This window comes from Paenibacillus sp. FSL R7-0216, assembly GCF_037969915.1.
GTDB classification, from domain to species: Bacteria; Bacillota; Bacilli; order Paenibacillales; family Paenibacillaceae; genus Fontibacillus; species Fontibacillus rhizolycopersici.
The window spans coordinates 1,110,995-1,136,510 of the sequence record NZ_CP150222.1 but is presented as its reverse complement, the minus strand read 5'-3'; the positions used below and the strand labels follow the sequence as shown (position 1 = coordinate 1,136,510).

The following is a 25,516-nucleotide window of genomic DNA, read 5'->3' as shown; positions in this document are numbered from 1 at the left end:
TACGAGTACATACCTAGGGGGACAATCACGTGAAAATCGATCACACCGCGGACCAGTTGTCGCGGATGGCGCAAAAGCTGCAGGACATGACCTCCGGCTTCACGGTGTAGTCCTTACTTTATCACGAAAGCGGAAAGCCGCCCAAGGAGTCGCAGACTCCTGGACGGCTTTTTCTTACAAACCAAGCATAAACTGGACGATCTTATCGGGCATGCCCGGCAATCCTTCGTGACCGAAGTCCGGGAAGATCTCCAGCTTCTTCGGCGAGGAAATCGCGTTGTAGGCTGCAAATTGGGTGGATGGCGGACAAATCTCATCCATCAATCCAACCCCCATCAGCACTTCGGCTTGAATGCGGCTCGCCAGATGATGCACGTCGATATATCCCAGCTTGGCGAACAGCTCTTCCTCCCGCTCATGCTGCGGATCAAAGCGGCGGAAATACAGCCGCAGCTCCTCGTAAGCGTTCCGGGCCAAGTCCATCTCCCACACCCGACGGTAGTCGGACAGGAATGGATAGACTGGGGCCGCCCGGCGAACACGCGGCTCGAGCGCGGCGCAGGCCAACGTGATCCCGCCGCCTTGCGACCAACCGGTCACGCCAACGCGGTTCTCGTCCACCTCCGACAGGTCCATGACGATGCCCGTCAGTTGCACGGCATCCAGGAAAATATGGCGGAACAGCATGTTTTGCGGATCGCCGTCCACCCCGCGGATGATATGCCCTTGCAGCGTATTTCCGATCGTCCCGCCGACGTCTTCCGACTTACCTCCCTGTCCGCGGCAATCCATGGCGAACACGTGGAAGCCCAGCGAAGCATATCCCAGCTTCTCGCTCCAGTCGCCGGAATTCGCGGAATAGCCGTGAAACAGGACTACGGCCGGGGCGGGGCCTTCGAATTTCGCCGGACGCACATATTGGGCGTGAATGCGCGCTCCCTTGACTCCGGTAAAATAAAGATGATAACATTCCACGCCCGGCAGCTGATAATCGGCCTTTTCGATACGTACCTGCGGATCAACGGCACGCATCTCGCGCAGCGCGACTTCCCAGTAAGCATCGAAATCCGGAAGCTTCGGATTGATTCCCCTGTACTTGCGTAATTCGTCCAAAGGCATGTCGATAACCGGCATTGATCTCTTCCTCTCCACAATAGGGTTTGATTTCACCGTCCGGCTTGACTGCAACCGCAGTCGCCGGGCCATCGCTCACAGTATAGCTTGACAACGCTTTCTGTACAAGAGGAACGGAGGATTATGACCGGCTTGCGCCCGCATGTTAGACTATTTTTATAGATAAATAAAATTACGAACGGATAGGAGCTTTTCAAATGAACAACAACTACAAAATCGTCTTTTTCGATATCGACGGCACCCTGGTGAACGAGGACAAGCAGGTGCCTGAGGATACGATCAAGGCCATCGCCGAATTGAAAGCGAACGGCATCGAGCCGGTCATTGCGACCGGGCGGGCGCCGTACTTTTTTGAACCGATCGCGAAGCTGCTGCACATCGAATCCTTCGTCAGTCTGAACGGCGCTTACGTCGTATACCAGGGGGAGCCGCTGTACCAGCGCACTCTGCCCCCGCAAAGTCTCCGTAAGCTGGTTGAACTAGCTGGACGCCATCAGCATCCGCTCGTGTTTCAGGGACATGAACGTTACTACGCCAATACCGATGCTCACCCGTTTATCGTCGAGTCCATCGATTCCTTAAAGGTAGAGCATCCGGGATTCGATCCCGAATTCTGGAGCAAGGCCCCGGTGTTTCAAGCGTTCTTGCACTGTGAAGAGCAGGATGAGTCTCTGTATGAGGGGCAGTTCGACGATCTGCGCCTGATCCGCTGGCACCCGAAAGCCATGGACGTGACGATCCGCGGCGGGTCTAAAGCCGTTGGTATCGCGGCTATGCTGGAGCGCCTTGGCATCCCCCTTTCCGAGGCCGTAGCTTTCGGCGACGGTTTGAACGACAAGGAAATGCTGCAGGAGGTTGGACTTGGCATCGCCATGGGCAATTCCCATCCGGACTTGCTGCCTTTCGCCAATTACGTCACCGCCTCCGTGGATGAAGGCGGGATTCGCCAAGGGTTGCGCCACGCAGGGTTGATTTCCTAAGGATCTCGCAAAAAATTGAAGATCAAGTGAAACATCTCTAACACTTCCTGCGTCAAAGGGTTAAATCAAACCGTATCCGGGAGGAGGGAATTGACACTTAGGCCTCGCCTCGTCGGGCGCTGCTGAACAGTGAAGCAACCCGGCGGATATGTTGCGTTAACTAACTATGGTTCCAGGAGGGAATTGCGAATGAAAACGAAAAAAACGTTATCCAAATTTCCGAAGCTGACGCTGCTGATGGTGATTGTATTCACCCTGATGTTCGGCGGCACCGCATCGGCCTTTAATGATATTAAGGGCGACAAGGAGCAGAAAGCGATCGAACACCTCGAGAAACGGGGGATCATTAAAGGAGATTTCCACGGCCGCTACTATCCGGCCCAGAAACTGACCGGCGCTTCCGCCGTCTCCCTGATCGTTCAAACGCTGGACCTGAACTTCGATACCATCCGGTTCATCAAAATGCCAAAAGCCAGCGATTATTACACCAAGGTTAACGATAACGCCTGGTATGCCGAAGCTTTCGTCATCGCGAACTACTATGGGCTGGACATTCCCAAGGACATCAATCCGGCCGCTAAAGTGACGAAGGAGCAGTTCAGCCACTGGCTGTTCAAAGGACTGAGCACCAAGGGCGATTACATGTGGACGATGCAATATTTGAACATCAATGATGAGAAACAAATCAACAAAGATTATATGAACAGCATCCAGTCTCTTCTTCAGGCCAAAATCGTCACGTTGGATAAAAAGGGGAATTTCGGACCGAAGCAACCGGTCTCCCGCAGCGAAGCCGCCGGCATGCTTGACCGGACCTTGCAGTTTATTGAGGACCGTCAACCCGTTGAAAACCCGGTTCCCGGAAGCCTATACGACTTCGGGATGAATACAGACAAAATCTCGAACGACATCACGAAAGTGTCGATTACCGCGATGGCGCCGCACCCAGGGTACGGCCTGGAAGTTTCGAGTATCACATTCAAAGACGGGAAAGCCATTATCGACTATCGCGTTGTGGCACCTCAACCCGGACAATTTTACCCGCAGGTTATTTCTGAAGTGACGGCCGTTACGTATATCCCGGCGGGCTACCAACCGGTGCTCGGCGCACAATCGAAATAATTCGCTTTAAACGAGAAAAGAATGGACCCAAGGACCGGCAACTGCCGGACTCTCGCGGTCCATTCTTTTTTTTGTGTTCATCCTTGGGGTTCTGGTGTTCCAAACGTCCGAATCCAGCGATATCGGTTCACCTTTACAACGGCTACGAAGCATTTCAGAATTTGGTCGGATTTGAGGCAAATAAACGTCAATAACGGCGAAAGCCCAAACACGGCGGCGCACAGGAAAGCCGAGGGCAGCACGATCAACCACATGAAAATGAAGTCGTTGTACAACACAAATCTCGTATCTCCCCCGCTTCGCACGATTCCCGTCAGCGCCGGCATTTGGTAGGCTGTGCCTACCGCCGTGATCGAAAGTACCGTCATAAATTGGAGAGCCAGTGCCTTGGATTCAGGGGATATGGCATAGAAGTCCAGCACCACATCCTTGATCAAAAAGAGAACCACGCCCGTCCCCAAACCAATGATCAAGTAAAGCACCTGCAGCGTCTGGGCGTAAGGCTTGATTTTCTCCGGATGTCCGGCACCAATCGTTTTTCCGATAATGACGGCCGTCGCACTGGCGGAAGCATACGTCACGACCGAGACGATTTGAAAGACCGTCGTTGCGATGCTGTTTGCGGCAATCGCCGCTTCCCCCATATGTCCCAAAATTCCGGACTGCACCGCCATAGCCAGTCCCCAGAGCGCATTGGACATCAGGATCGGCGAGCCGACGCTGACGTATTGTTTAAACGTTACCCGATCAAAGTGGAAGAAATCCCGCAGCGCAAAATTGATTTTCCGATCCACTCGTTTCAGATACACCAATACGATCGCTAGCTCGATGATTCGGGCCGTTAACGTCGCCGCCGCGGAGCCGCGGACGCCCCATGCGGGGAAGCCGAAATGCCCGTAAATCAGCAAATAGTTCAGGCAGACGTTGATGATTAACGTCGACAGAGAGAGAATAAATCCGACTCTGACCGTTTCTACGCTGCGTAAAGAAGCCAACAGTAGATTGGTCGCCGCAAAAAAGAGATACGAGAAGCCGATGATTCGTAAATACTTGGCCCCTTCGGCGATGACGCTGTCCTCGTTCGTGAACAAGGACAGACACCCATGAGGGAACAAGAACACGGCCAGCCAAAGTACCAAGGCAAGAGCTAGTGCGAGGCGCATTCCGATGCTGGCAACCCTCTTGATGGTTGTCATGTCCCGAGCCCCCCAGGCTCGCGACGACAGAATTACCACGCCCTCGCCTACGCCCATGACGAGCATCTGCAACAGGAATTGGAGCTGATTCGCAAGGGCTACCCCGGATAAAGCCGATTCGCTGTATCCGCCAAGCATGATATTATCCGATAAGTTCACGCCAAAGGAAATGACATTTTGCAGCGCAATGATCCAGGTGAGTCTGAAAAAACTGCGGTAAAATGCTTGATCCTGCACCATAAACTTCATTCAGGTTACCAGCCCAATGATTTGAAACGGATCTCTCGTTCCCATAGGTCCTGTAATTGTCTCAGCGCCGCTTCAGGCAGCTCCGCATCACTGGCAGCCACATTCTCACGAAGCTGAGCGCTATTCCGAACGCCGGGAATGACCGTCGCGACTTCCGGGTATGCCAAAATAAAACGCAGCGCTGCCATCGTCATCGTCGTTTGCTCATCCTCCAAAAAGCGAATCTGCTCCACCAATTTCGCGCGGGTCTGAATGACCTCCGGGGACCAGCGGCTGCGAACACCCGAGAACGAGCTGGTACCCTGATATTTACCCGACAACCAGCCGGAATCAAGCGGTACCTTGATGATCAATGCAACCTCCTTCTCCTTCGCCAACTGGAACGCCTGCGCCGTTTCCTGATAAAAGATGTTAAACATCACTTCCATAACACCCGGGCGAGCGTGCTCCAACACTTCAAGCATCTCACGGCTAGAATCGACCGACACGCCGTACGCCAGGATTTTGCCTTCTGCCTTAAGATCCTCCATCACCTGATAGTGGCCATATTTGCCGTCCAGGTGGTCGAACGGGGGGTTGTGGATCAATACGGAGTCGACATAATCAGTCTGCAGCCGCATTAAGCTGCGTTCGATCGAATTTCGAATTTGGGCCGCCGAATAATCCGTTCCTTCCGGGGAATGGCCAAATTTCGTATTGATGACCGCTTTCTCGCGTTTTCTTTCCAGGGCTTTGCCGAGCAACACCTCGCTTTTGCCTTGACCATAATTGGGAGCGGTATCAAAAAAGTTGACTCCGAGGTCCAGCGCTTCATGCACCAGACGGACAGCCTCCTCGTCCTCCATCGACGCCCAATCCTGCTTATTGCCGAGCTGCCAAGCGCCAAAGCCGATTTCCGACACCTGCTTGCCGGTCGTCCCATACCTTCTGTACTTCATCCTCTCACGCTCCTGCGATGTTTGGATTTAAATTTATCAGATCTCATGCCCAATTCTAGACCGATTGGGCAATGCGTGCAAGAGAATATCGACGTAACGGTATGGCGCATGTCGCTCGTCTCATACGCAAAAGACCGTCCGGGAATAAACGGACGGTCTCTCGCCTTACGGGGAATGAATCTGCGGATTAGTGGCAGCGTACCTGAATGTCCAGCGGATAGCGCCCGGCGTTCCGGCCGTACAGCGCCAGCCCGCCTTCCCCGGCACGCAGCTCCAGCCGGAAATGGCGGCTGCGATCCAGTTTGGCGGCGATGCGCCCAGGTACCTTGATGCGGCAGAGATACCCGTACGAACCGGCCTCGTCCAAGCGGTTGTCCACCGGCTGGTAATGCCAAGACAATATACCGCGGGCATCCGCCGGATCGTCGGGGAGGTGCACGCTTCCGACAGGCTCGCCGTCGATGCAAACCGTCACCTTGGATTCATGGCGGATTTCATCCGTCATGTAGTAGGTGTTCGGGTTGTATTCGACGTCGGCGGAAGCCCCGTGCATGTAGCCGATCCCGTGATCTTGCGTTTTGACGCCTTCGAGGTTGCGGGCGAGCACCCTTTTGGCGCCGGCTTCGAAGGCGATTTCGATGTCGCCGATCAGCGCATGCTCCTCCCGGTCCGGCAACCGAACCTCATACGTGAAGGCGCCCGCGCCCGCCCCGCTCGCCTTCGCTCCTAGAATTGACTCCCATTGCAGCGCAAACGTCTGTTGCGCAAAGCCGCCCACCGGAACGCTTACTGTACGCACACCGTGGGGGTCAGAAACGGTGGCACTGCCGCGCACGTCGAACGCAGCAAAGTTGCGCGACACCGTCTCGCCTCCCTCGGCGACCAGCCGCAAGGCCAGCACCGCAACGGCGTCCTGCTTAGGCATCGCGATCTCGAGCGGAGCCAGCTCCGCCGCGCCGTAATCCTCCCAGGCGATCGCACGCTCGCCGCGGTCCGCCACGACGCGGATGCCAAGGTCGTCGTACCACAGCTCCCAAACAAGTTGGAGCGTGCGGCCGTGGTACCGGTCTGAGAAGCTGGAGCCAAGCAGGGGCACGGACACCTTCGCCCCGGTGTCGACCGTTTGCGATGGAGGCGCATCGATGACAATCCAATCCGGCGAATGCAGGTCGGTAAGCGACATACCCGGCACGAAACCGCCGTAACCGAAGTCTTTTTCCGTTCCGTCCAGCCGGTAATACCCGTTGAATTCGTTTGTCACGTCCCGAAACTCCGTGAACACGAAACCGCACATTTTATCATGACGGCGGAATTCGTTCAGCATGTAATGGTAATGCCAGGCCAGGTCGCTATCCCCCGCACTGTGCTCGATGCCCCATACATTGCCGCATTCGCTGTTCATCAGGGGCGCGTCCGTCTGCGTTCGCCCGCCGATATAGTTAAACGTCGACCCCGGATACGTGTTGGCCACCACATTGCCGATATGTTCACGCACCTTCTCGTACCCGTTCACGTAAAAATGCCACGTGTTCAAGTCCGTTTCGACATGGTCCCAGTTGCAGGCGGAATTATCCTCCACGAGGCGCGTCGGATCCGTCTCTTTGGCCCAGCGGTAAATCCCTTGAACCCACTGCTGGGTCTCGGGCAAATAATTCATGTTGCCCCATTCATCCCCGGTCAAGCTGCCGGCCGCTTTCCCCGATTTTAACCCCCACGTTTCGTTGAACATGATCCAGGCAAAAATCGACGGGTGATTGTAGTCCCGCTCGATGACCTCGCGCGCTTCGCTTTCGTAGGATGTCCGAGCTTTCGCGTCCGGCGCGCCCCAGAAGCAGGGCATATCCTGCATGATGAGCAGCCCCAGCTTATCCGCCCAATACAACTTGCGGGGTTCTTCCGGTTTGATGTGAATCCGGGCAAAGTTAAGCCCGAGTCGCTTCATCAGGTAAATTTCGTCCCTCATGTCCTCGTCGGTCGGATAGGTGAAATACCCGGTCGGGTGAAACGATTGGTCCAGCGCGCCATTCAGGTAAATCGGCTTTCCGTTCAACGTGATCCAGCGGTAATCCCGCTGCCCGAATCGGGCGGTGCCGATTTCTCGAATGCCGAAATATGTGGCGATCGTGTCTTCCTCGGAGGCAACCGTCAGCCGCAGTTCCCCCTCATACAAGTGCGGCGTTTCCGGACTCCACAGCCGGGGCTCCGCCACCTTAAACGAGAGGTGGACCTTATTCTCGCCTGCGACCAGCGTCAATTCTTCCGTATGCTCTACGGTCCCGTCCTGAAACCGCAGGGCGAGCTTAGCCGCGGAAGCTTCCTTGGCTATGATGCGGGCCGTCACTTCAACCTGGCCGTCGAGACACGTGTGGAACTTCGCATTCTGCACGTAGGTTTGCGGCCGCGCTTCCAGCCAGACCGGCTGCCAAATGCCGCGAATCTCGCCGTACCCCTGCTTGCCGCGTGCCTGATCGTCTCCGTCTGCATCCTCCGCGCGAACCAGGATCGTATTCTCCCCCTCCGCGTTCCAACAGTCCGTCACTTCAAACTCGAAATTGCCATATCCGCCTCGGTGCGATCCGGCATGGAAACCGTTGACCCAAACGTCGCACTGATAATCCACGGCCCCAAAATGGAGGAAAATCCGCGACCTGGACGCTTCCGGCCGCCAGATGACGGTTCGCCGGTACCAGCCGACGCCGGCTTCGTTGTTACCAATGCCGGACAACGGGCTAGACCAGGAAAACGGCACCTCGATCCGTTCCGAAAAATCCTTTGCTTCTCCATCCTCCCGGGACGTGCCGGGCCCTACGGCGATCGGCTCGAACTGGAACGACCAGGTCCCGTTCAGATTAAGCCAATCCGCACGCTGCCAATCCGGCCGGGGATGCTCCGGGCGTGGAATTGCGGTCGCTCCGGTCGTTAACGATGGTTTCGTCATCAAGTTTGCACACCTTTCCTTTTCAACTGGAACATGATTATTCGGATCATTTCGCCCCCATGATAGCACATATATTATATAATCACAATGTATATTATAAATTTACAATATAACGTTTTTGAGGTACACTGGCTACAGGTTTGATGCCGATACGTGTTTTGACTTTTTGACTACCGTTCGAAGAAAGGAATATTTAGATGAGTGAACCGTACCGTCAGGACACCCAACGCTATCCGGCCTCCCGGATTCTCGACGTGGCCAAAGCGTTGTCCGGGGACGTCCGCGTCCGCATCCTCGAAGCGTTGGGCAGGCAGCCGATGAGCATCAGCCAGTTGGCTGAATCGCTTGGCGTCGCCCAGCCGACCATTTCCATCAACGTACAGATCCTGGAGCAGGCTGAACTGATCGTCTCTTCCCCCGGGGCCAACCGGGAGAAAATCTGCTCGGTTACCTGCCGCTCCATTCTCCTGGAACTCCCGACCCAGCCGGGAGAAGGGCTCCATCATGTAGAAGAAATTCATATGCCCATCGGCATGTATTCCATCTGCTCGGTAAGCCCGCCATGCGGCATGGTCGGGCGCGATGCAGGCCTGATCGGCTCTCAGGATGATCCGAGGGCGTTTTACATGCCGGAGCGGACCGAGGCCGCGCTGTTATGGTTCGCCGAGGCAGGGTACGTCGAATACTACTTTGCCAATCCGCTGCCGCCAAGCGTAGAGCTGGAGGAGCTCTGCATCCGGGCGGAGGTTTGTTCCGAGGCCCCGGGGTTCCGGGAAGATTGGCCTTCCGACATTACGGTCAGCGTGAACGGCATGCCGGTTGGCACCTGGACCAGTCCTGGTGATTTTGGCGAGCGCCAGGGCAAGCTGACGTCCGAGAAGTGGAAAGGCGGCACCCAGTACGGACAGCTTACCGAATGGCGAGTGACCCCGAAAGGCAGCTTCGTCAACGGCGTTTCCGCCGGGCCTACCGCGATCTCCGGACTGGGCTTGGCGTTCAACGAGCCGATCCGCGTCCGCTTCGAGGTTCGCGAGGATGCCGCCAACCCACGCGGGCTAAACCTTTTCGGCAGCGGCTTTGGCGATTACCCGCAGGACATCGTGTTATCATTCACTCGCCGAACCTGATCATTTCCCATCGCAAAACCCCTACTCTGATTGTTAGAGCAGGGGTTTTGTGTTAGGTAATATAACATACACGGGGTATGTCGCGAAAAACCGAGGAAATTCCTCTTTACGCAACCCAAAACTTGGATTATGATACCAAAGTCATGGTACCTATTATCACATGAATTGTGGAGCGTCGGGGTAAACGCGCGGCACTCTTGAACCGATCAAACAAACGACTTCGTAATTGATCGTCCCCATCCAGGCGGCCACTTCGTCGATTGAAATCGACGCCTCCGCTCCATTTTCGCCGAAGATCACGACCTCGTCGCCCGCGCGGACGTTATCCGCTTCGGTCACGTCCAGCATCGCCTGATCCATGCAGATCCGGCCGATGATCGGGACCCGCTGCCGGCGCACCAACGCGCAACCGCGATTGGACAGCGCCCGCGACAGGCCGTCGGCATACCCCACCGGAATGGTGGCGATGATTCGTTCCTTTGCCGCCCGGTACGTCCGGCCGTAGCCGACGGTGCGGCCCGGTTCGATCCGCTGGAGCGAGGCGATTTTCGACTTCAGCTGCATCGCCTGCCGCAGCGGATATTCCGGCAGCTGCAGCAGCGCGGAAGGATATAACCCGTACAACGCGATCCCCACCCGGATCATGTCGAGATGCATCCACGGAAAGCGCATGGCCGCGGCGCTATTGCAGCAATGCTTGATCGGGATGTGCAGGCCGACGGCTTCCAAAGCGTCGATGCAGGCTTCGAACCGTGCGAATTGTTCCAAGGTAAACGCCGGATCGGGACCGTCCGCATCGGCAAAATGCGTAAACAAACCTTCCAGCACGACAAAGGGCGAGGCGGCCGCGGCTTGTGCGGCCATCCCGGTCACCGCTTCGGCGGAAGGCAAGCCGATCCGGGTCATCCCGGTATCGTATTTCAAATGAATGCGGGCCTCGCGCCCTTGTTTTCTCGCGCAAGCGATCGCTTCCCGCAGCACGTCCTCGGTATACACCGTGAGGGTAACCCCGTACCGGACGGCCATTTCCACCCCATGCGGTGGCGTGTAGCCGAGCACGAGAATAGGCTGTGATATGCCGGCGGCCCGAAGCTGCAGCGCTTCGTCGACGAGGGCAACGCCCAGGTATTCGGCGCCTGCGCGGATCGCGGCTTGCGCCGCCTGTACGGCTCCATGCCCATACCCGTTTGCCTTGACCACGGCCATCACCCTGCAGCCCTCGGCTGCCTGTTTACGAAACAGGCCCGCGTTATGGGCAATCGCATCCAGCGATACTTCCGCCCAGGTATCGCGGTAACCGGTGGATGAGTAGATCCTCGTTTGCGTTGTCGTCATCGCGTTTAACCTCTTTCCGTTATCGATTGATGATTTTGAAAATATCCATGTATCGGAGGTGCCCCCCATGCGAGAAGATCAGGACGACCCATTCGAACCTTACTCCGACAATCTGGAACTGCTCGCGGAAAAAATCAGCGAAGCGCTGGGCCGTCCGGTCACGATCGAAGACGCGAACCACCGCCTGGTCGCCTACAGCTCGCACGTGCCGGAGACCGACGCGGCGAGGCTGGCCACCATCGTCGGCCGCCGCGTGCCCGATCAAGTCATCGGCAGCTTGTGGCGGGACGGCGTCATTCCCCGCCTGCTGGACAGCGAAACGCCGATCCGCATCGCCGCGATTAGCGAGGTGGGGCTGAGCGAACGGGTCGCGACCACCATCCGCTCGGGCACTCGGGTTGTCGGGTTCATATGGGTGCTGGAGACCGAAAAGCCCTTTTCGGACCGGGAAATGGCCTTGTTAATGAAAGCGGCCCGAGCCGCCCGCACGAAAATGGCGCAATGGCAGCTCCAGCGCCATAAAGAAGACGAGGCGCATCGGGATTTTTTCTGGCAGCTGCTGACCGGGCACCTAACCAATGAAGCCCTCATCCGGGATAAGGCCCACCGGATCGGAATCGCTCTCCCCCTGCAATTCCATGTGGTCATCCTGCAGTTTGCCGCCGAAGTTAAGGAACCCTGGCAGCAACAGGCGCTGGAGAAATTCGCCTCCATCTGCAGCAACAGCCGGGTCGTGCTGCGAGCCGTCGATAAAAATCAAGTGATCCTGCTGTGCGCCCCGATCGTGGCGGGCTCCATGGAGGGAATCGCAGGCCAACTCCAACTTCTCCAGCGGAACTTGCGTTCCTTTTTCAAAGTGGATTATGACGGACTGGCCAGCGGTTGTCTCTATAGCGAATATGGACGACTGGAGGACAGCTACCGCGAGGCGTTGCTCCTGCTTCAGGTGAAACGGCGGTTCCCCTCGGAAACGGGTGACTTGGCAATGTACGGCGATCTCGGTTACTATCGCTATCTGCCGCTTATCTGGCAGGAAACGCGGAAGCGAAGCAACGTTAACGCCCCGCTGGCCAGGTTGCGTACGTACGATTCGGAGCATCACAGCGAGCTGCTGCATACGCTGGAAGTTTTTTTGACGTATGACAGCAATGCCAAGACGGCCGCCGATGCGCTGCACATTCATGCGAATACGTTGAATTACCGGCTGAAACGAATCGCCGAAATCGGCCGGATTGACCTGGCCAGCATGGAGCAAAAAGTAACGTTGTACCTGGACCTGAAAGCCGAGCGTTTCGGCGACAGCCGCGATTTGTGAAATTTCACAAACACGGCGGTTTTTTTTCTTCGATCTCCACAAACAAAACCTGCCGTTCCTGTCCTATACTGATGTCAAATCCATTGACAGGTTTAGCCGATTTCTGGACAAAATAGGCTTTATGCCGGAATCGTCGTCAGCAAAATTGACGGAGGAGGAAACATCATGATCGTTGGAGTGCCGAAAGAAATCAAAAACAATGAAAACCGGGTGGCCCTGACCCCTTCGGGCGTCTACTCGCTGGTGAACGTGGGACATCAGGTGTTGATCGAGACGAACGCCGGGGCCGGCAGCGGCTTTGAAGATACGGAATACGCGGCCGCCGGGGCCAAGGTGATCGTGGGCGCGGCGGATGCTTGGTCCGCCGACCTGGTGATGAAGGTAAAGGAACCGCAGCCGTCGGAGTATGGCTTTTTCCGACAAGGCTTGATCCTGTTTACGTATTTGCATTTGGCTCCGGAGCCGGAGCTGACCCAGGCGCTAAAGGACCATGGCGTCACGGCCATCGCTTACGAAACGGTCGAAGTGAACAAAACGCTGCCGCTGTTAACGCCGATGAGCGAAGTCGCCGGGCGGATGTCGGTGCAAATCGGGGCGCAGTTTCTGGAGAAGCCGCAGGGTGGCAAAGGCATCCTGCTGGGCGGTGTGCCTGGCGTCAAGCGCGGTAAGGTGACGATCATCGGCGGAGGCGTCGTCGGGACGAATGCGGCCCGGGTAGCCATCGGCCTGGGCGCCGACGTGACGATCATCGATCTGAACGCGGATCGTCTGCGGCAGTTGGAAGACATCTTCGGCGCAAGCGTACAGACGTTGATGTCCAATCCGCAGCACATCGCCGAGGCGGTTGGCGAATCCGACCTGGTGATCGGTGCGGTGTTGATCCCCGGCGCCAAAGCGCCGAAGCTAGTCACGGAAAGCATGGTGAAGGCAATGCGTCCCGGCTCGGTCGTGGTGGACGTAGCCATCGACCAAGGCGGCATTTTCGAGACGGTCGACCGGATCACCACCCACTCCGATCCGACTTACGTGAAGCATGGCGTCGTCCACTATGCCGTGGCGAACATGCCGGGCGCGGTGCCGCGCACCTCGACGCTGGCGCTGGCCAATGCCACGCTGCCTTACGCGCTGGAGATCGCCTCGAAGGGTCTTTACGCGGCGCTTAGCGAACGAGCCGCGCTGCGCAAAGGGGTCAACGTCGCCGGCGGCGCGATTACGTACGCCTCCGTCGCACGAGACCTGCACTTCGAGTACGTCCCCGTCGAGCAGGTGCTGGAGCTGGCCGGGAACCCCGCCAACTAGGCGACCTTCGCAGCAGCTTGCTTGATCCAAGAGATCCGTTCCTTTGCGGCGGGTCTCTTTTTGTGTCGGCAGCGCGTCTATAAAGAATGAAGGGCAGGAACACCGCTGCCCCGCTCGACCAGCGACAGCTCGATGATCCGGTCGAGCAGTTCGCCGTAACTCATACCGGCGGCTGCGGCGCTGCGGGGAAGCAAGCTGTTCGCCGTCATCCCCGGCAGCGTATTCACCTCAAGCACGTAAGGGATGCCGTCTTGGAGGATCATATCGACTCGGGCATACACACGGCATTGCAGCACCCGATAGCAGGCCAGCGCCGACTCCCGGACCCGCGTTTCTACGTCGGACGGCAAGGTTATCGGCCGCTCCTCCGCCCCGCCGTCGCTGTATTTGGCTTCGTAGTCGAACCACTCCGCCCCATTGGCCTGGATGCCCAACACCGGAAGCAGCTCCCCATCCAGGATTGGACAGGTGATCTCTTGGCCGTTTACCAGGGACTCGACGATCACGGACGCGTCCCAACGGAACGCCTCCGTAAGCACGCCGCGCAACAACTCCGGCCGGTCGACGCGCTGTACGCCAATGCTGGAGCCTCCCGCATTCGGCTTGACGAAGAGGGGATACGCGAGTCCCGCCACCTCGTTTTCCCACGATCCGTCGGCCAATCTAGCCCGGTCCAGATAGGCCCAGTCCGCCGTAATCACGCCTTCGGCCCTTAGCAGCCGCTTCGTCAGGTTCTTATCCATGCACAAGCTGCTGGATAATACGCCGCTGCCGGAGTAGGGAATCCCTAGCGTCTCCAGCACGCCCTGCACCGTACCATCCTCGCCAAATGCACCATGCAGCGCAAGCAAAGCGAAGTCGATACCCCGCACCCGGTCGATTAATTCCTCCCGTCTCGTCACGTCAATCGGCACCACATCATACTTGTTTGGATTCAGCCGCCCCACGATTTCCTTCCCCGTCATCAGCGAAACCTCGCGTTCCGAGGAGACGCCGCCCATAATTACCCCTACTTTCATCCGATTCCTCTCCTTCAACCGTTGTTTAAGTCCAAGCCGCAAACAAGCGATCCGCAGCTAATTCTGATCCCCTAGCAGCTTCGCGGCCATTTCGCCGATCAAGCGAATTCCCCTCTCGATGTCCTCCTCTGACACGCGCGAGAAACCGATCCGCATCGTGTTCCTTCCCCTGCCGTCCACGTAAAACATATCTCCGGGCGTAAACAACACGCCCTGATTCGCGCAAAGCTCCAGCAACTCCCACGTATCGAACCCGTCCGGAAACTCCAGGAACAAATGCAAGCCCCCGCTGCCTGACAGCCGGGAATACGGCACCTCCCGTTCGCAGCAGGCTTTCGTCCATTCGTATTTTCGCCGGTATTCGGTCCGGGCCCGTTTCAAATATTTCTCCAGGTTGCCGTTCAGCAAATATTGATACAGCAGTGATTGGTCCAGCGTCGAAGTATGAATGCTGCGCGCCCGCTTGACGCTCTCCAGCACCTCGATCAGCTCCCGGTCCGCCAACACCCAACCGACGCGAATGCCCGGGAACAACACCTTGGAGAAGCTCCCCAGGTACACCACCCCATTCCCCTGCCCTGCCATCGCGATCAAAGGAGCAACATGGGAACCAGAGTACCTCAACTCCTCATTAAAGCCGTCCTCAATGATCGGTACGCGGTAGCGGCCAAGCAGCTCCAGCAGGGCCAGCCGTTTCTCGGCGGACGTCACGATGCCGGTCGGATTGTGGTAGGACGGCACCAGAAACGCGCCGTCGAACGCATGTTTGTTGAGTTCCCGTTCCAGTGCAGCCAAGTCCAGGCCGTCCGGTTCCATCGGAATCCCGGAGATCTCGAACCCGTGCCGCCGCAAATTTTTGATTGCAGTCTGGTGCGTCGGATTTTCGCATAGCATGCGCCCGCCCGATCCGTCGTCCCTTCCGATTGCCGACAGGACGATGTCCAGCCCTTCGGTAAATCCACTGGTGATCAGCATATCCTTGCCCGTTAGATCCACGCCTTTGTGTTCCATATATTTAAGCAAATATTCAATGAGCGGTTTATATCCTTTGGCGTAACCATAGTTCAACAGGACCCGGCCTTCCACGGCCATCCGATCCAAAAAAGCGCGTTTTACATTCTCCAGATCAAACAGCTGTTCGTCAGGGGCGATGCTCGTAAACAATATCTTGCCTTTACCCGCCCGCAGGCCGGGCCTGCCGCGTTTCATATGGTCGAGCTCCACGGACAGCCGGGCTTGCCGGTTCATTCGTTCATGCCAATCCATTCGCCAGGCCGGGATGGCATGTGCCCCTGGTGTGGACACCTCGGCCACGAAGCTCCCCTTTCCCGTAACCGCGTATGCAAGTCCTTCGTCGGTTAATGCCTCGTAAGCGGCAATGATGCTGCCCCGGCTAACCCCTAGCAGCTCGGCCAGCTCCCGTGTCGACGGAAGCCGTTGACCCGCCTGCAAAGCCCCTTGCATCATCAGACGTTTGATATAATTTTTCACCTGCACATACACCGGCGCCTCGGCCACGAGTTTGAAATCATTAAACACTACTTATCGCCCCCACCCTCATGATGGCACATTCCAAGCCAAAAACAAAAGAACCACCCTCTCGCCTTTTTCGCAAGAAGGTGGTTCCCATCCTCTCGGGCCCCTGCCCGCTTACAGCATCACTTTACAAATGTCGTTCGTAAACTCAACCGGGTCGCTGACCGGCAATCCTTCGATCAAGAGCGCCTGATTGTACAACAGGTTCGTGTACAAAGCCAGCTTCTCCTTATCGATGTCGTAGGCTTTCTTCAGCGACTGGAACACGTCATGGTTCACGTTGAGCTCCAGCACCTTGTCCGCCTTAACCGACTGTCCGTCCGCGCCAGGCATCGCATTCAGCACTTTTTCCATCTCGATCGTCAGCTCGCCTTCCGTCGATAGGCAGACCGGATGCGATTTCAGGCGTTTGGATGCTTTGACTTCCTTCACCTTGCCCGCCAGCAATTCCTTCATCGCCGCGAACAATTCCTTGTTCTCGTCCGCATCGGCCTTGTCTTCGGAAGCCTCGGCTTCGATCCCCAAGTCGCCGCTCGACACCGACTTGAATTCCTTGTCCTTGTATTTCATGATCATCTTGATCGCAAACTCGTCGATGTCGTCGGTGAAGTACAGAATCTCGTACCCTTTATCAAGCACCAGCTCGGTTTGCGGCAGCTTCTCCAGACGTTCCACCGATTCGCCGGCGGCATAGTAAATATACTTTTGGTCCTCCGGCATGCGGGAGACGTATTCATCTAGCGTGACAAGCTTCTTTTCCTTAGACGAAGTGAACAGCAGCAGATCCTGAAGCACGTCCTTGTTCATCCCATAGTCGTTGTACACGCCAAACTTCAGTTGACGGCCAAACGAAGCGTAAAACTTCTCGTATTTGTCGCGCCCATCCTTGAGCAGCGTCTGCAATTGGCTCTTGATCTTGCTCTGAATATTTTTCGCGATCGCCTTCAACTGACGGTCATGCTGCAGCATTTCCCGCGAAATGTTAAGCGAGAGATCCTCGGAATCCACCATCCCTTTGACGAAGCTGAAATAGTCCGGCAGCAGGTCGGCGCATTTGTTCATGATCAGCACGCCGTTTGAATACAGCTCCAGCCCTTTTTCGTATTCCTTGGTGTAATAGTCAAACGGCGTCGTCTCCGGAATGTACAAAATCGCATTGTACACGACCGCGCCATCCGCCTTGATATGGATATGCGATACCGGTTTGTCGAATCCGTAACGTTTTTCCATATAAAAGTTCTCATAATCCTCGTCCGTCAGCTCGGATTTGTTCTTGCGCCAGATCGGCACCATGCTGTTCACGGTCTGCTCTTCCGTATACGACTCGTATTCGCCTTCGCTGCCTTCCTTCGGCCGGCTGCTCGTGACGTCCATTTTGATCGGGTAACGGATGAAATCGGAATATTTCTTCACGATCGACTTCAGCCGGTATTCCTCGAGGTATTCGTCGTATTGATCGTCTTCGGTGTTCTCTTTGATCTGCAAAATAATGTCTGTGCCGACCTCCGCCTTCTCGCACGACTCAATCGTATATCCGTCAGCCCCCCGGGACTCCCACTTATAGGCTTCATCCGAGCCCAGCGCCCGGCTGATGACGGTAACCACGTCCGCGACCATGAACGCGGAATAGAAGCCAACGCCAAACTGCCCGATGATGTTGTGGCCATCCTTCAGCTCATTCTCGTTCTTGAATGCAAACGAGCCGCTGTTGGCGATAATGCCGAGGTTGTTCTCCATCTCGTCCTTCGTCATCCCAATACCGGTATCGGAAATAACCAAGGTACGGGTTGCCTTGTCCGCCTTGATCTTGATAAAGTAATCGTCCTTGTTAAATGCCAACTGATCATCGGTTAACGCCCGGTAATAAATTTTATCGATGGCATCGCTGGCGTTTGAAACCAGCTCGCGCAGGAAAATCTCCCGCTGCGTATAAATCGAGTTGATCATCATTTCCAGCAATCTTTTCGATTCGGCTTTAAACTGCTTTTTCGCCATGAAACAAATCTCCTTTCGCTGCATGGGGTAACTTGTCTAACAATATATTAGCACTCTGGGGGACAGAGTGCTAATTCCTATTTTTTAGTTTATCGATCCAGAATTCGAGTGTCAATATGTTCTAGGGAAAGAGGGGGGTATACCCGGTTTGCTCCACTAAAGACTGACCTTGTGGCGACAAAATCCAATCGATCAGCTTCTCCACATTCGGATTGTCGCTGCCTGCCGTTACCGCGTAGAACTCCGCTGCTAACGGGTATTCTCCGCTGGCGATCGTCGCCCGCTCCGGCTTCACGCCGTCAATACTCAGCAGGCGGATATTCCCGTTTCGCACCATCTCGGTAGCATAAAACAGAAAGGTGTAGCCGAGCGCGTTTTTGTAATTGCGGTAATCCGCGGTCCGCGAAATGATGCCGCCCATCCCGGATTCGACATCCTCCTTGGGAGGTTTGGCCAGCTCCCGGCCGTCCATCACCCGGACCAGCATCGATTGACTTCCGCTATCCTCCGGCCGCTGAAACGCTCGGATGCTCCCCCCGCCACCCCCCACTTCGCTCCAGCGGGTGATTTCTCCCGAGTAGATCCCGCGAATCTGCTCCGTCGTCAATCCGGACACCGGATTGGAGGCGTTGACAAAAAAAACGAACGCTTCACGGCCAATAGGGGTGAACTTCAATTCCTTGCCTTGCTTGCGGGCGGCAGCCTTTTGACCCTCTGACGGCGCAGCGACAAAGATGATATCCGCTTGGCCTTCGATGAGATTCTTATAAGCTACGGGCGTTGTATTCACCATGACTTCACTTTGATAAAGATCGTATTCTTGGCGCGGATACACCGCCTGCGCAAACGCGGCATACAGCGGATAAAGTGCCGTTGCCCCGTCCATCCGCGGCAGATCCTTCGTCAATGTCAAATCCGACGGTTCCGGCAGCAATGCCAGCTTGCCTGTATCCCCGAACGGGCGGTACGGCTCCATGTTCACTTCCTGGTCGCTGACGACCGGAATCCGGTGATGATACGCCTCGCGGATCTCGTAACCCGCCGTCGTCAAGCCTCCCAAGACGACGATTGCAAGCATCGATATATACAACTTGCGCCGGTGACGTGCTGGCAAGAACAAGAAGAAGGCCAGAAATAGGACCCCTACAGCTGTCGCGATCAGCACCAGTGGCGCGTAGAATATCGCGCCGCCCGAAATAGAAACGATTAATCCGGCAAAAAATCCGAGAAATACAAACACCCCGGATAATAATACGAACAACACGATTTTCACCACAAGTTCTCCGCCTTGCCTGCTCATGCTTCAACCGCCTCCCTTGCTTCTTCCACGTCTCGGGTATAAATCGGCAATTGGATCGTAAACTTCGTCCCCGCGCCGGGTTCGCTTTGTACGCTCACCGTTCCCCCGAAGGAGAGAATGGCTTGGTAGGAGAAGGTCATGCCGAGTCCCGTTCCGGAGGATTTGGTGGAAAAATAGACCGAACCCAGCCGTTTGGCCTGCTCCTCGGTCATGCCGATTCCGTTATCCTGGATGGTTAACGTGACCTTGCGAGCTGCGATCTGCAGCCGCAAAGTAACCCTGCCGCGGGCATGCGGCACTTCGGCGCACGCTTCAACGGCATTTTTGATAAAATTTACGAGCACTTGCTTCATTTTATCGGGATTGGCGAGAATCCACACCGGCTCCGGAGGATGGCTGATTTCGAGCAGCACGTTGTGCATGTTAGCATACGGGCTCATGACATCCTTCGTGATCCGCAGCAACTCCTCAAGGTTGGTAGGCTCCTGCTTATCGCCAATCGGCTTGGAAATGGCTAGATACTCGGACAGAATGTATTCCGTCCGGGCAATTTCACTCATGCAGATTTCAATGTAGCGCTCAATCCGCCCGCGGTCCGTTACGCCATCGCGAATCAGCGTAAGAAATCCCTTCACCGCCGTCAGTGGATTCCGTACTTCATGGACCAGCGAAGCCGCAACGTGGCTGATGGCCCGTACCCGCTCATTTTGCGCATAGCTAATGAACAACTCCTTATCGGTGACCGCTTTTCTGAACAGAGTAATCAGCAGCCAGCAGCCAACCAGGTTCTGCATCGGAATGACTAATAAGTGAAAGCTCAAGTTACGGATGACCGATTGCGGATTCTCCAGATAAACGAACAACAGAGGCGTTACGGAGAAGAACACACCAGCCAGTAATAAAACCAGTGATTTCCGTTCGGACTTCCGGTAAATACGGTAAAGCAGGTAAGAACCCGGGAACGTCACCAACATGATCACCATCGCAATAAACGTACCGTCGCCCCCGATATATAAACGGAACAGAACAAATTCCGCCAAGAGAGCGAACCCCGTCTGCAAGCCTCCAAAGATCAAACCAAAAAACATGATAGTATACCTAATGTCGTAAAAATAGCCGCTGACCACGCTAGCCCCGAAAGTCATGGAAATGAACAAACAAATCATGCTAGTGATCGCAATAAATTTTTGCGTGTAATTCTTGGACTGATCACGATAATACACGCTATACATGACAAACGGCATATGGGCAAAGAAGAGCTGAAGAATAATATCTTTCAGAATGGTCATGCGCGCTCCCCCTTCATCGGCTGATTGGGTTTCACCCTGTTATGTATATCCCTTTTATTCCATATTTCACCCCATAAACCCTTTTTCTCCGGCAACAAAACATGGATCGCGGATGTGTCTTTGGCATGCCTGCCTGTTTAGGCGCATAGGCTGTACAAGCAGGACTAGCCTGCCATTCCATCTTCCTGAAGGATGATTTAAGTGTCGACAAATCGCGCCCCGGTCCGGGCTTATTTTCTACGCCGTTTATGGCAAAAGAGTTCCCATATCTTTGCAGGCTCCTTAATTCAAGGCTTCGCCATGGGAGTATTCCTGTTTCCCCATTCGATCCCCTCCGGCGGTGGCGCAGGGATTGCCGTGCTGCTCAACTACTGGTTCGGGATGCCAATGAGCCTTGGCTTATGGCTGACCAATATCTCCTTTCTTCTCTTCGCCGTCCATTACTTGGGGCGGATCAGCGCAATCGGGACCATCATGGTCATCACGGTGACCTCGGTATCCGTTAATTATTTTGACGTTTACTTCCATAGCCCCTTTGCCAACGTATGGATTAACTTGTTCATTGGTTCTCTCTTTCTAGGTATCGGCATTTCCATCCTGTTTCGAGAACGGGTGACGAACGGCGGAATCGGCTTCGTCGCGCTCGCCATTGCCAAGCAGAAGAGGATCAACCCTGGATCTGCGTTGTTTTGGATGAACGGCGGCATTTTTCTTCTGACGGCTATCGTTATCGATTGGAAAATCATCATTCAAGCCTTACTCTGCCAATGGTTGTCCACTCGAATCGTCAAATGGCTGCATACCCCTTCGGTCATCGGGAAGCGCCCCTTATATTTCATGGCCTGGCGCAGGAAATGAGGTCGAGGACTCTGCCACTCCGCCTCTCCGCCTCCCGGTCCTCCACTCCTACCTTTGCTCCCCCTTTGCATGATTATCCCTATCGATCAGGGCACCAAGGATGGCGGGGATTAGAAAAAAGAAAAGAAGAGGGATTATTACCCTGATTTTTAACTTGAAATAAGAACACATGTTTGGTATAATTTAACTAAGGATGGGAACGTATGTACGCATAAATTAATGGAGGGGGACGTCAATATGGAGGTTAATACAGGAATCATTGTTCAACCATTACACCGTTATAATCGTGAGCAGGACTGTATGGAGGCGCTGATCGCGATGAAGTGGCCGAACGGCTTTGTCTGCCCGAGATGTGCCTACACGCGTTGCAGCCAATTGACCTCCCGGCGTATCCCCCTATTCGAGTGCGGAAAGTGCGCGCATCAAACTTCGGCTTTGGTTGGCACCATTTTTGAAGGAACGCGCCTTCCACTGTTGAAGTGGTTTCACGCCCTGGAATTGTTCCTGCTCCCGGATGGGATCTCTGCAATGCGGTTGCACCGGGTCATTCGGGTTACTTACAAGACCGCTTGGTTGATGCTGCACAAAATACGCCATGCCGTTGGCGAATTCGACGCCCGCGAGCTATTGAGCGGGGATGTGAAGGTGAATAGCGATACATATGGTTACGATCCATCCCGGTGTAAGCTTTCCCAACCCCATGCCTCGGCTGTTATAGCTGGCTGTACGGTGACGGAGTCGGGGGAGCCGGAACAGGTCAAAATCCAGCTAATCCCTCATAAGCGTGGAAGGGAAAATAGGGCAACCCGTCATGAACTCACCGCTTTCATCAATGATCATGTGGATGCCCGTATATCCGAAGTGCATTCGTTTCCTCTGGCCTTTCAACTGTATTCACCCTTGCGGAAAGTAGTCAGAGAAGCATGGGTGTCTTTGAAGAGTACATATATAGCCTTGGGACCAAAGCATTTGCAGGCGTATTTGAACGAGTATACCTTACGCCGCCGACTGTACTTGCTCGGTGCGAGAGAGGTGATGCACGAGAAATTGCTATGCCTGTGTGTGGCAATTCCGGCAATTCCTTATTCTCAACTGATCATGCATCATCCGATCCGCCCTCTTTCCGCTGTAGCCTGATATATAGCACCATGTCAACAGCGGGGATGGCTAATTGCCTTTCAACTTCCTTATCAGCTACCTAATTTCTGAAGTTATCATCCATCGGCGGCAGCTTCTTTGCTCCCTGTCAGTTAGCTCGATTACTCTTAGCCTGATCGTACGGGATAATCATGCAAAGGGGTGCACAGAGGGGATTGGGGAGGGGGCACATAGGATCTATCTTCTATTTTTCTATCACCTTCCCTTGGTCCTTCATCGCTCGCCGGATAAAAAGGAGCGGCAGCAGGCCCATCGCAATAACGACAACGAGGAACAACGATAAACTTGTCTCCAGCCCTTCTGTTCCTCGCCGATAGATTCCGAATAGCAGCGCAACGCCGGAGATTCGCCCGGCGCTTAGTGCCATTTCTCGCCAAACCATCAGCTCGATACGAAGACGACCACCCTGGTCCCATCGGCTGACCGCATTAAAGGTTAGCGTATTAAACGGCGTGTCGAAGAACGGCCGGGCGACCGCGCTGATCACGCCGTACAATAACAGCGTCCAGGCCGCCAGATGCGCGGTGATCCCGAGCAGGGACACCCCCATCAACAGAGCGCCGAGGACGAGGTAACGCCAACGGTAACGATCGCGGCCGAAGCGGCCGATCAGGTAGAAGCTGGCGACGGAGAGCAACGTTGTGGCAAAAGCAAACCGGCCGGTGGCGTTCTCGCTGCCGGTCGCGAGGAACACCCAGAGCCAAATCGCGATCGTCAGTACACCGTCGCGGAAGGCTACGCCAACAAAAGCGCAGCTCAGGTGGCGCCACTCTCGATGTCGCAGCACCCCAAACAGGCTGCGCCATTCAAAAACGCCGGCAGCGGCCTGTTTCGGCAGCAACAGCGCCGCCCCCAGCGACAGCGCGAAGCACAGCAGGCTGGCAAGGAATACGGCGGCGTAGCCAGCCATCGACGGCAGGGATTCGACCAGCGCACCGGCGATCAGCGGCCCGGCCATGCCCGTCAGCGCGCCAGCCGCGCCGTTGATGCCGTTGAACCAGTTGCGGTTACCCGCTTCGGTCACGTCGATGGATAAGACGTTCATCGACATCCAGTAGAAGCCCTGGCCGATCCCGTACATCAGTCCGAGCGGCAACAGGAACTGCGGCGATTCGCTTCCCGACAAGAGAACGACGACGTAGAACAGCATTTGCACCACGCTGCCGATCCACAGCGGTTTCGTGCGGTCCACGCGCTTGCTGAGCCAGCCGGCTGCTACGAATGCCGGCAGCCAAACCAAATACGAAGCCAGGTTGAACAGCAGCGTTTGCGACATATCATTCGTCAATTTGTACCAGTATACATTGATAAAGATGTTGGACAAGGCGTTCCCTAACGCGTTCAGCGCGTTGACCGATAACAGCGCCTTGGCAGGACGGTCCAACATTGTCGTATTGCCGGATACGTGATGGGGATCCGTGATCGCCGGCTTCATACGGACTCGCCTACGGTTCCCTGCGCGATATAGACCGGATTGGTCAGGCAAGTCATGACCTCAAGGTCCCACTCGAGCAAGTATCGCCGCGCTTCCACACGGTAAAACAACCGATCCGCTGGCATTCGGCAAACGAGGTTTCGCTCGCCCCCCTCCACGGTCCATTCCTGCTCCAGGCCGTGGTTCGACCATAGGCTAACGCGATCTCCCTGTGCACCGCGAATCGTGATCAACAGCTCTACATCGTCCCGTCCGGGCGCTGCCTCCAGTTCATCGCCTACGCCGACCCCGTCGGCCGTCAACGTGATGAAGGCATCGTCGGGCCCCATAGACAGCACCACCGCACCACGCCTTACGGCGTCAAGCACTGCCGCAACCGTCTCCTCAGCGACGTATACATGCGCCGTTGGCACTCCGTGCCGGACGAACGGATCGTCTCGGTGCGTATCGCTGCCGCCGACAGCCACGATGCGCTGGCCTTCGGCAAGGCGCTGCTGCCACCAGGCCACCGCCGTTTCGTTGAGCTCCCGCCACGGCCCGTTCCACACCTCAATCGCATCGAAAGGTACGTCGAAGCCAAGCTCCCATGGGCAGTCCGGGCAGAACGGGTGATTCAGCGAGACTAGCGCGCCTTTCTCTTGTGCTTGCCGGAGCTCCTTGGCCGCTGCTTCCGGAGTCAACACGCGGAAATCTGTCAACGCGTCCGGATGCCCGAGCAGGTTGGCATGGCCTTTATAGCTAGTCATCTCCACGCCGGGGATCAGCAGCAACGTTTCCTCCTGCGCCACTGAAAAGCGATTTTGCGAAGCGGTGTTGTGATCGGTGAGCGCAAGGAAATCGAGTCCTTTCTCCCGGCAGGAGGCCAGTGCCTCGCTGACTGTATAGCTTCCGTCACTGTGAACGGTATGGGCGTGCAAGTCGCCTTTAAGCCAATGCGGATGCTTTAAAGTAATCGTGATTTCAACCTCTACCAGTATCCCTTCGTCAGGGACCCGATAGGCACCTAGCAGCACCGCCCATTCTCCTGGATGGATGGGTCCGGCCAAATAACCGGGGGTTGCTTTTTCTAAACCTATCTGAAAACCGTTCCGCGCCCCGCCGCTCCAACCGATGATCCGGTCCGGTGAACGCAAGCCGAGGTCGACCACGGAACGATCGTTTTTTTCGTAGCGATATTGAACTTCGATGGACTCCGCCTCTTCCGGAACGGAAAAGGCGACCTCCGGATAACTCCGTTCTTGCTCTTGAACAAGCTGAATTTGAACTTGGTGCTCCAACCGATTCTTTGCCATA

The 25,516-nt window shown here is 55.7% G+C and carries 19 protein-coding genes; 7 read left to right on the top strand and 12 right to left on the bottom strand.

Annotated elements, in window-relative coordinates; translation table 11 throughout:
• Window positions 1-174 precede the first annotated feature (174 nt).
• On the bottom strand, window positions 175-1,134 hold the full coding sequence (locus MKZ15_RS04820) for an alpha/beta fold hydrolase (RefSeq protein ID WP_155608297.1): 960 nt from the start codon (window positions 1,132-1,134) through the stop codon (window positions 175-177).
• Between the two features lie 197 nt (window positions 1,135-1,331).
• Here MKZ15_RS04820 and MKZ15_RS04815 point away from each other — a divergent pair, with 197 nt between their 5' ends.
• Both MKZ15_RS04815 and MKZ15_RS04810 read left to right on the top strand, forming a co-directional pair.
• Complete coding sequence (locus MKZ15_RS04815; protein ID WP_339820255.1) at window positions 1,332-2,114, top strand: Cof-type HAD-IIB family hydrolase; 783 nt, start codon at window positions 1,332-1,334, stop codon at window positions 2,112-2,114.
• Between the two features lie 189 nt (window positions 2,115-2,303).
• On the top strand, window positions 2,304-3,236 hold the full coding sequence (locus MKZ15_RS04810) for an S-layer homology domain-containing protein (RefSeq protein WP_339820253.1): 933 nt from the start codon (window positions 2,304-2,306) through the stop codon (window positions 3,234-3,236).
• A gap of 77 nt (window positions 3,237-3,313) precedes the next feature.
• Here MKZ15_RS04810 and MKZ15_RS04805 read toward each other — a convergent pair whose 3' ends face one another.
• The 3 genes from MKZ15_RS04805 to MKZ15_RS04795 form a co-directional block, all read right to left on the bottom strand.
• Complete coding sequence (locus MKZ15_RS04805) at window positions 3,314-4,681, bottom strand: MATE family efflux transporter (RefSeq protein ID WP_339820251.1); 1,368 nt, start codon at window positions 4,679-4,681, stop codon at window positions 3,314-3,316.
• A gap of 5 nt (window positions 4,682-4,686) precedes the next feature.
• The gene (locus tag MKZ15_RS04800) at window positions 4,687-5,619 is read right to left on the bottom strand and encodes an aldo/keto reductase (RefSeq protein WP_155608301.1); all 933 of its coding nucleotides are present in this window, start codon (window positions 5,617-5,619) and stop codon (window positions 4,687-4,689) included.
• Window positions 5,620-5,806: 187 nt separating this feature from the next.
• On the bottom strand, window positions 5,807-8,557 hold the full coding sequence (locus MKZ15_RS04795; protein WP_339820247.1) for a glycoside hydrolase family 2 TIM barrel-domain containing protein: 2,751 nt from the start codon (window positions 8,555-8,557) through the stop codon (window positions 5,807-5,809).
• A gap of 197 nt (window positions 8,558-8,754) precedes the next feature.
• Here MKZ15_RS04795 and MKZ15_RS04790 point away from each other — a divergent pair, with 197 nt between their 5' ends.
• Complete coding sequence (locus tag MKZ15_RS04790; protein WP_339820244.1) at window positions 8,755-9,684, top strand: helix-turn-helix domain-containing protein; 930 nt, start codon at window positions 8,755-8,757, stop codon at window positions 9,682-9,684.
• Between the two features lie 156 nt (window positions 9,685-9,840).
• Here MKZ15_RS04790 and alr read toward each other — a convergent pair whose 3' ends face one another.
• Entirely contained in the window at window positions 9,841-11,019 is a 1,179-nt protein-coding gene (alr, locus tag MKZ15_RS04785; RefSeq protein WP_339820242.1) for an alanine racemase, read from the bottom strand.
• 67 nt (window positions 11,020-11,086) lie between these two features.
• Between alr and MKZ15_RS04780 the strand changes: the two genes are divergently transcribed.
• Together MKZ15_RS04780 and ald are read left to right on the top strand one after the other, a co-directional pair.
• Entirely contained in the window at window positions 11,087-12,334 is a 1,248-nt protein-coding gene (locus MKZ15_RS04780; protein ID WP_339820240.1) for a helix-turn-helix domain-containing protein, read from the top strand.
• 165 nt (window positions 12,335-12,499) lie between these two features.
• The gene (gene ald, locus MKZ15_RS04775) at window positions 12,500-13,633 is read left to right on the top strand and encodes an alanine dehydrogenase (protein WP_339820237.1); all 1,134 of its coding nucleotides are present in this window, start codon (window positions 12,500-12,502) and stop codon (window positions 13,631-13,633) included.
• A 77-nt stretch (window positions 13,634-13,710) separates the two neighbouring features.
• Here the strand turns inward: ald and MKZ15_RS04770 are convergent, their stop codons facing one another.
• The 5 genes from MKZ15_RS04770 to MKZ15_RS04750 form a co-directional block, all read right to left on the bottom strand.
• On the bottom strand, window positions 13,711-14,652 hold the full coding sequence (locus MKZ15_RS04770) for a D-alanine--D-alanine ligase (RefSeq protein WP_339820234.1): 942 nt from the start codon (window positions 14,650-14,652) through the stop codon (window positions 13,711-13,713).
• 57 nt (window positions 14,653-14,709) lie between these two features.
• A complete protein-coding gene (locus MKZ15_RS04765) occupies window positions 14,710-16,191 on the bottom strand; it encodes a PLP-dependent aminotransferase family protein (protein WP_339820232.1) in 1,482 nt (493 codons plus the stop codon).
• Window positions 16,192-16,302: 111 nt separating this feature from the next.
• Window positions 16,303-18,183 (bottom strand): molecular chaperone HtpG, encoded by a 1,881-nt coding sequence (htpG, locus tag MKZ15_RS04760; RefSeq protein ID WP_339820230.1) that lies wholly within the window; start codon window positions 18,181-18,183, stop codon window positions 16,303-16,305.
• A gap of 121 nt (window positions 18,184-18,304) precedes the next feature.
• Complete coding sequence (locus MKZ15_RS04755; protein ID WP_339820227.1) at window positions 18,305-19,483, bottom strand: substrate-binding domain-containing protein; 1,179 nt, start codon at window positions 19,481-19,483, stop codon at window positions 18,305-18,307.
• Window positions 19,480-20,772 carry a HAMP domain-containing sensor histidine kinase gene (locus MKZ15_RS04750; protein WP_213623890.1) on the bottom strand — a complete coding sequence of 431 codons (1,293 nt, stop codon included), beginning with the start codon at window positions 20,770-20,772 and terminating at the stop codon, window positions 19,480-19,482. The genes MKZ15_RS04755 and MKZ15_RS04750 overlap by 4 nt, the downstream gene beginning before the upstream one ends.
• Window positions 20,773-20,973: 201 nt before the next feature.
• Here MKZ15_RS04750 and MKZ15_RS04745 point away from each other — a divergent pair, with 201 nt between their 5' ends.
• The gene (locus tag MKZ15_RS04745; RefSeq protein ID WP_339820223.1) at window positions 20,974-21,630 is read left to right on the top strand and encodes a YitT family protein; all 657 of its coding nucleotides are present in this window, start codon (window positions 20,974-20,976) and stop codon (window positions 21,628-21,630) included.
• 237 nt (window positions 21,631-21,867) lie between these two features.
• The gene (locus MKZ15_RS04740) at window positions 21,868-22,767 is read left to right on the top strand and encodes an IS1595 family transposase (protein WP_339820220.1); all 900 of its coding nucleotides are present in this window, start codon (window positions 21,868-21,870) and stop codon (window positions 22,765-22,767) included.
• 205 nt (window positions 22,768-22,972) lie between these two features.
• On the opposite strand, the gene MKZ15_RS04735 is transcribed toward MKZ15_RS04740, so the two are convergent.
• Window positions 22,973-24,223: an MFS transporter gene (locus MKZ15_RS04735; RefSeq protein ID WP_339820218.1), complete on the bottom strand. Its 1,251-nt coding sequence runs from the start codon at window positions 24,221-24,223 to the stop codon at window positions 22,973-22,975.
• Complete coding sequence (locus MKZ15_RS04730; protein ID WP_339820215.1) at window positions 24,220-25,515, bottom strand: CehA/McbA family metallohydrolase; 1,296 nt, start codon at window positions 25,513-25,515, stop codon at window positions 24,220-24,222. The genes MKZ15_RS04735 and MKZ15_RS04730 overlap by 4 nt, the downstream gene beginning before the upstream one ends.
• Window position 25,516 lies beyond the last annotated feature (1 nt).

Excerpts from the sequence above, each read along its gene's own strand:
- MKZ15_RS04805 (WP_339820251.1), bottom strand. The coding sequence starts at position 4,681 with ATGAAGTTTATGGTGCAGGATCAAGCATTTTACCGCAGTTTTTTCAGA.
- alr (WP_339820242.1), bottom strand. The coding sequence starts at position 11,019 with ATGACGACAACGCAAACGAGGATCTACTCATCCACCGGTTACCGCGAT.
- MKZ15_RS04790 (WP_339820244.1), top strand. The coding sequence starts at position 8,755 with ATGAGTGAACCGTACCGTCAGGACACCCAACGCTATCCGGCCTCCCGG.
- MKZ15_RS04820 (WP_155608297.1), bottom strand. The coding sequence starts at position 1,134 with ATGCCGGTTATCGACATGCCTTTGGACGAATTACGCAAGTACAGGGGA.
- MKZ15_RS04735 (WP_339820218.1), bottom strand. The coding sequence starts at position 24,223 with ATGAAGCCGGCGATCACGGATCCCCATCACGTATCCGGCAATACGACA.
- ald (WP_339820237.1), top strand. The coding sequence starts at position 12,500 with ATGATCGTTGGAGTGCCGAAAGAAATCAAAAACAATGAAAACCGGGTG.
- MKZ15_RS04780 (WP_339820240.1), top strand. The coding sequence starts at position 11,087 with ATGCGAGAAGATCAGGACGACCCATTCGAACCTTACTCCGACAATCTG.
- MKZ15_RS04800 (WP_155608301.1), bottom strand. The coding sequence starts at position 5,619 with ATGAAGTACAGAAGGTATGGGACGACCGGCAAGCAGGTGTCGGAAATC.
- MKZ15_RS04750 (WP_213623890.1), bottom strand. The coding sequence starts at position 20,772 with ATGACCATTCTGAAAGATATTATTCTTCAGCTCTTCTTTGCCCATATG.
- MKZ15_RS04740 (WP_339820220.1), top strand. The coding sequence starts at position 21,868 with ATGGAGGTTAATACAGGAATCATTGTTCAACCATTACACCGTTATAAT.
- MKZ15_RS04815 (WP_339820255.1), top strand. The coding sequence starts at position 1,332 with ATGAACAACAACTACAAAATCGTCTTTTTCGATATCGACGGCACCCTG.
- MKZ15_RS04730 (WP_339820215.1), bottom strand. The coding sequence starts at position 25,515 with ATGGCAAAGAATCGGTTGGAGCACCAAGTTCAAATTCAGCTTGTTCAA.
- MKZ15_RS04795 (WP_339820247.1), bottom strand. The coding sequence starts at position 8,557 with ATGACGAAACCATCGTTAACGACCGGAGCGACCGCAATTCCACGCCCG.
- MKZ15_RS04810 (WP_339820253.1), top strand. The coding sequence starts at position 2,304 with ATGAAAACGAAAAAAACGTTATCCAAATTTCCGAAGCTGACGCTGCTG.
- MKZ15_RS04755 (WP_339820227.1), bottom strand. The coding sequence starts at position 19,483 with ATGAGCAGGCAAGGCGGAGAACTTGTGGTGAAAATCGTGTTGTTCGTA.
- htpG (WP_339820230.1), bottom strand. The coding sequence starts at position 18,183 with ATGGCGAAAAAGCAGTTTAAAGCCGAATCGAAAAGATTGCTGGAAATG.
- MKZ15_RS04770 (WP_339820234.1), bottom strand. The coding sequence starts at position 14,652 with ATGAAAGTAGGGGTAATTATGGGCGGCGTCTCCTCGGAACGCGAGGTT.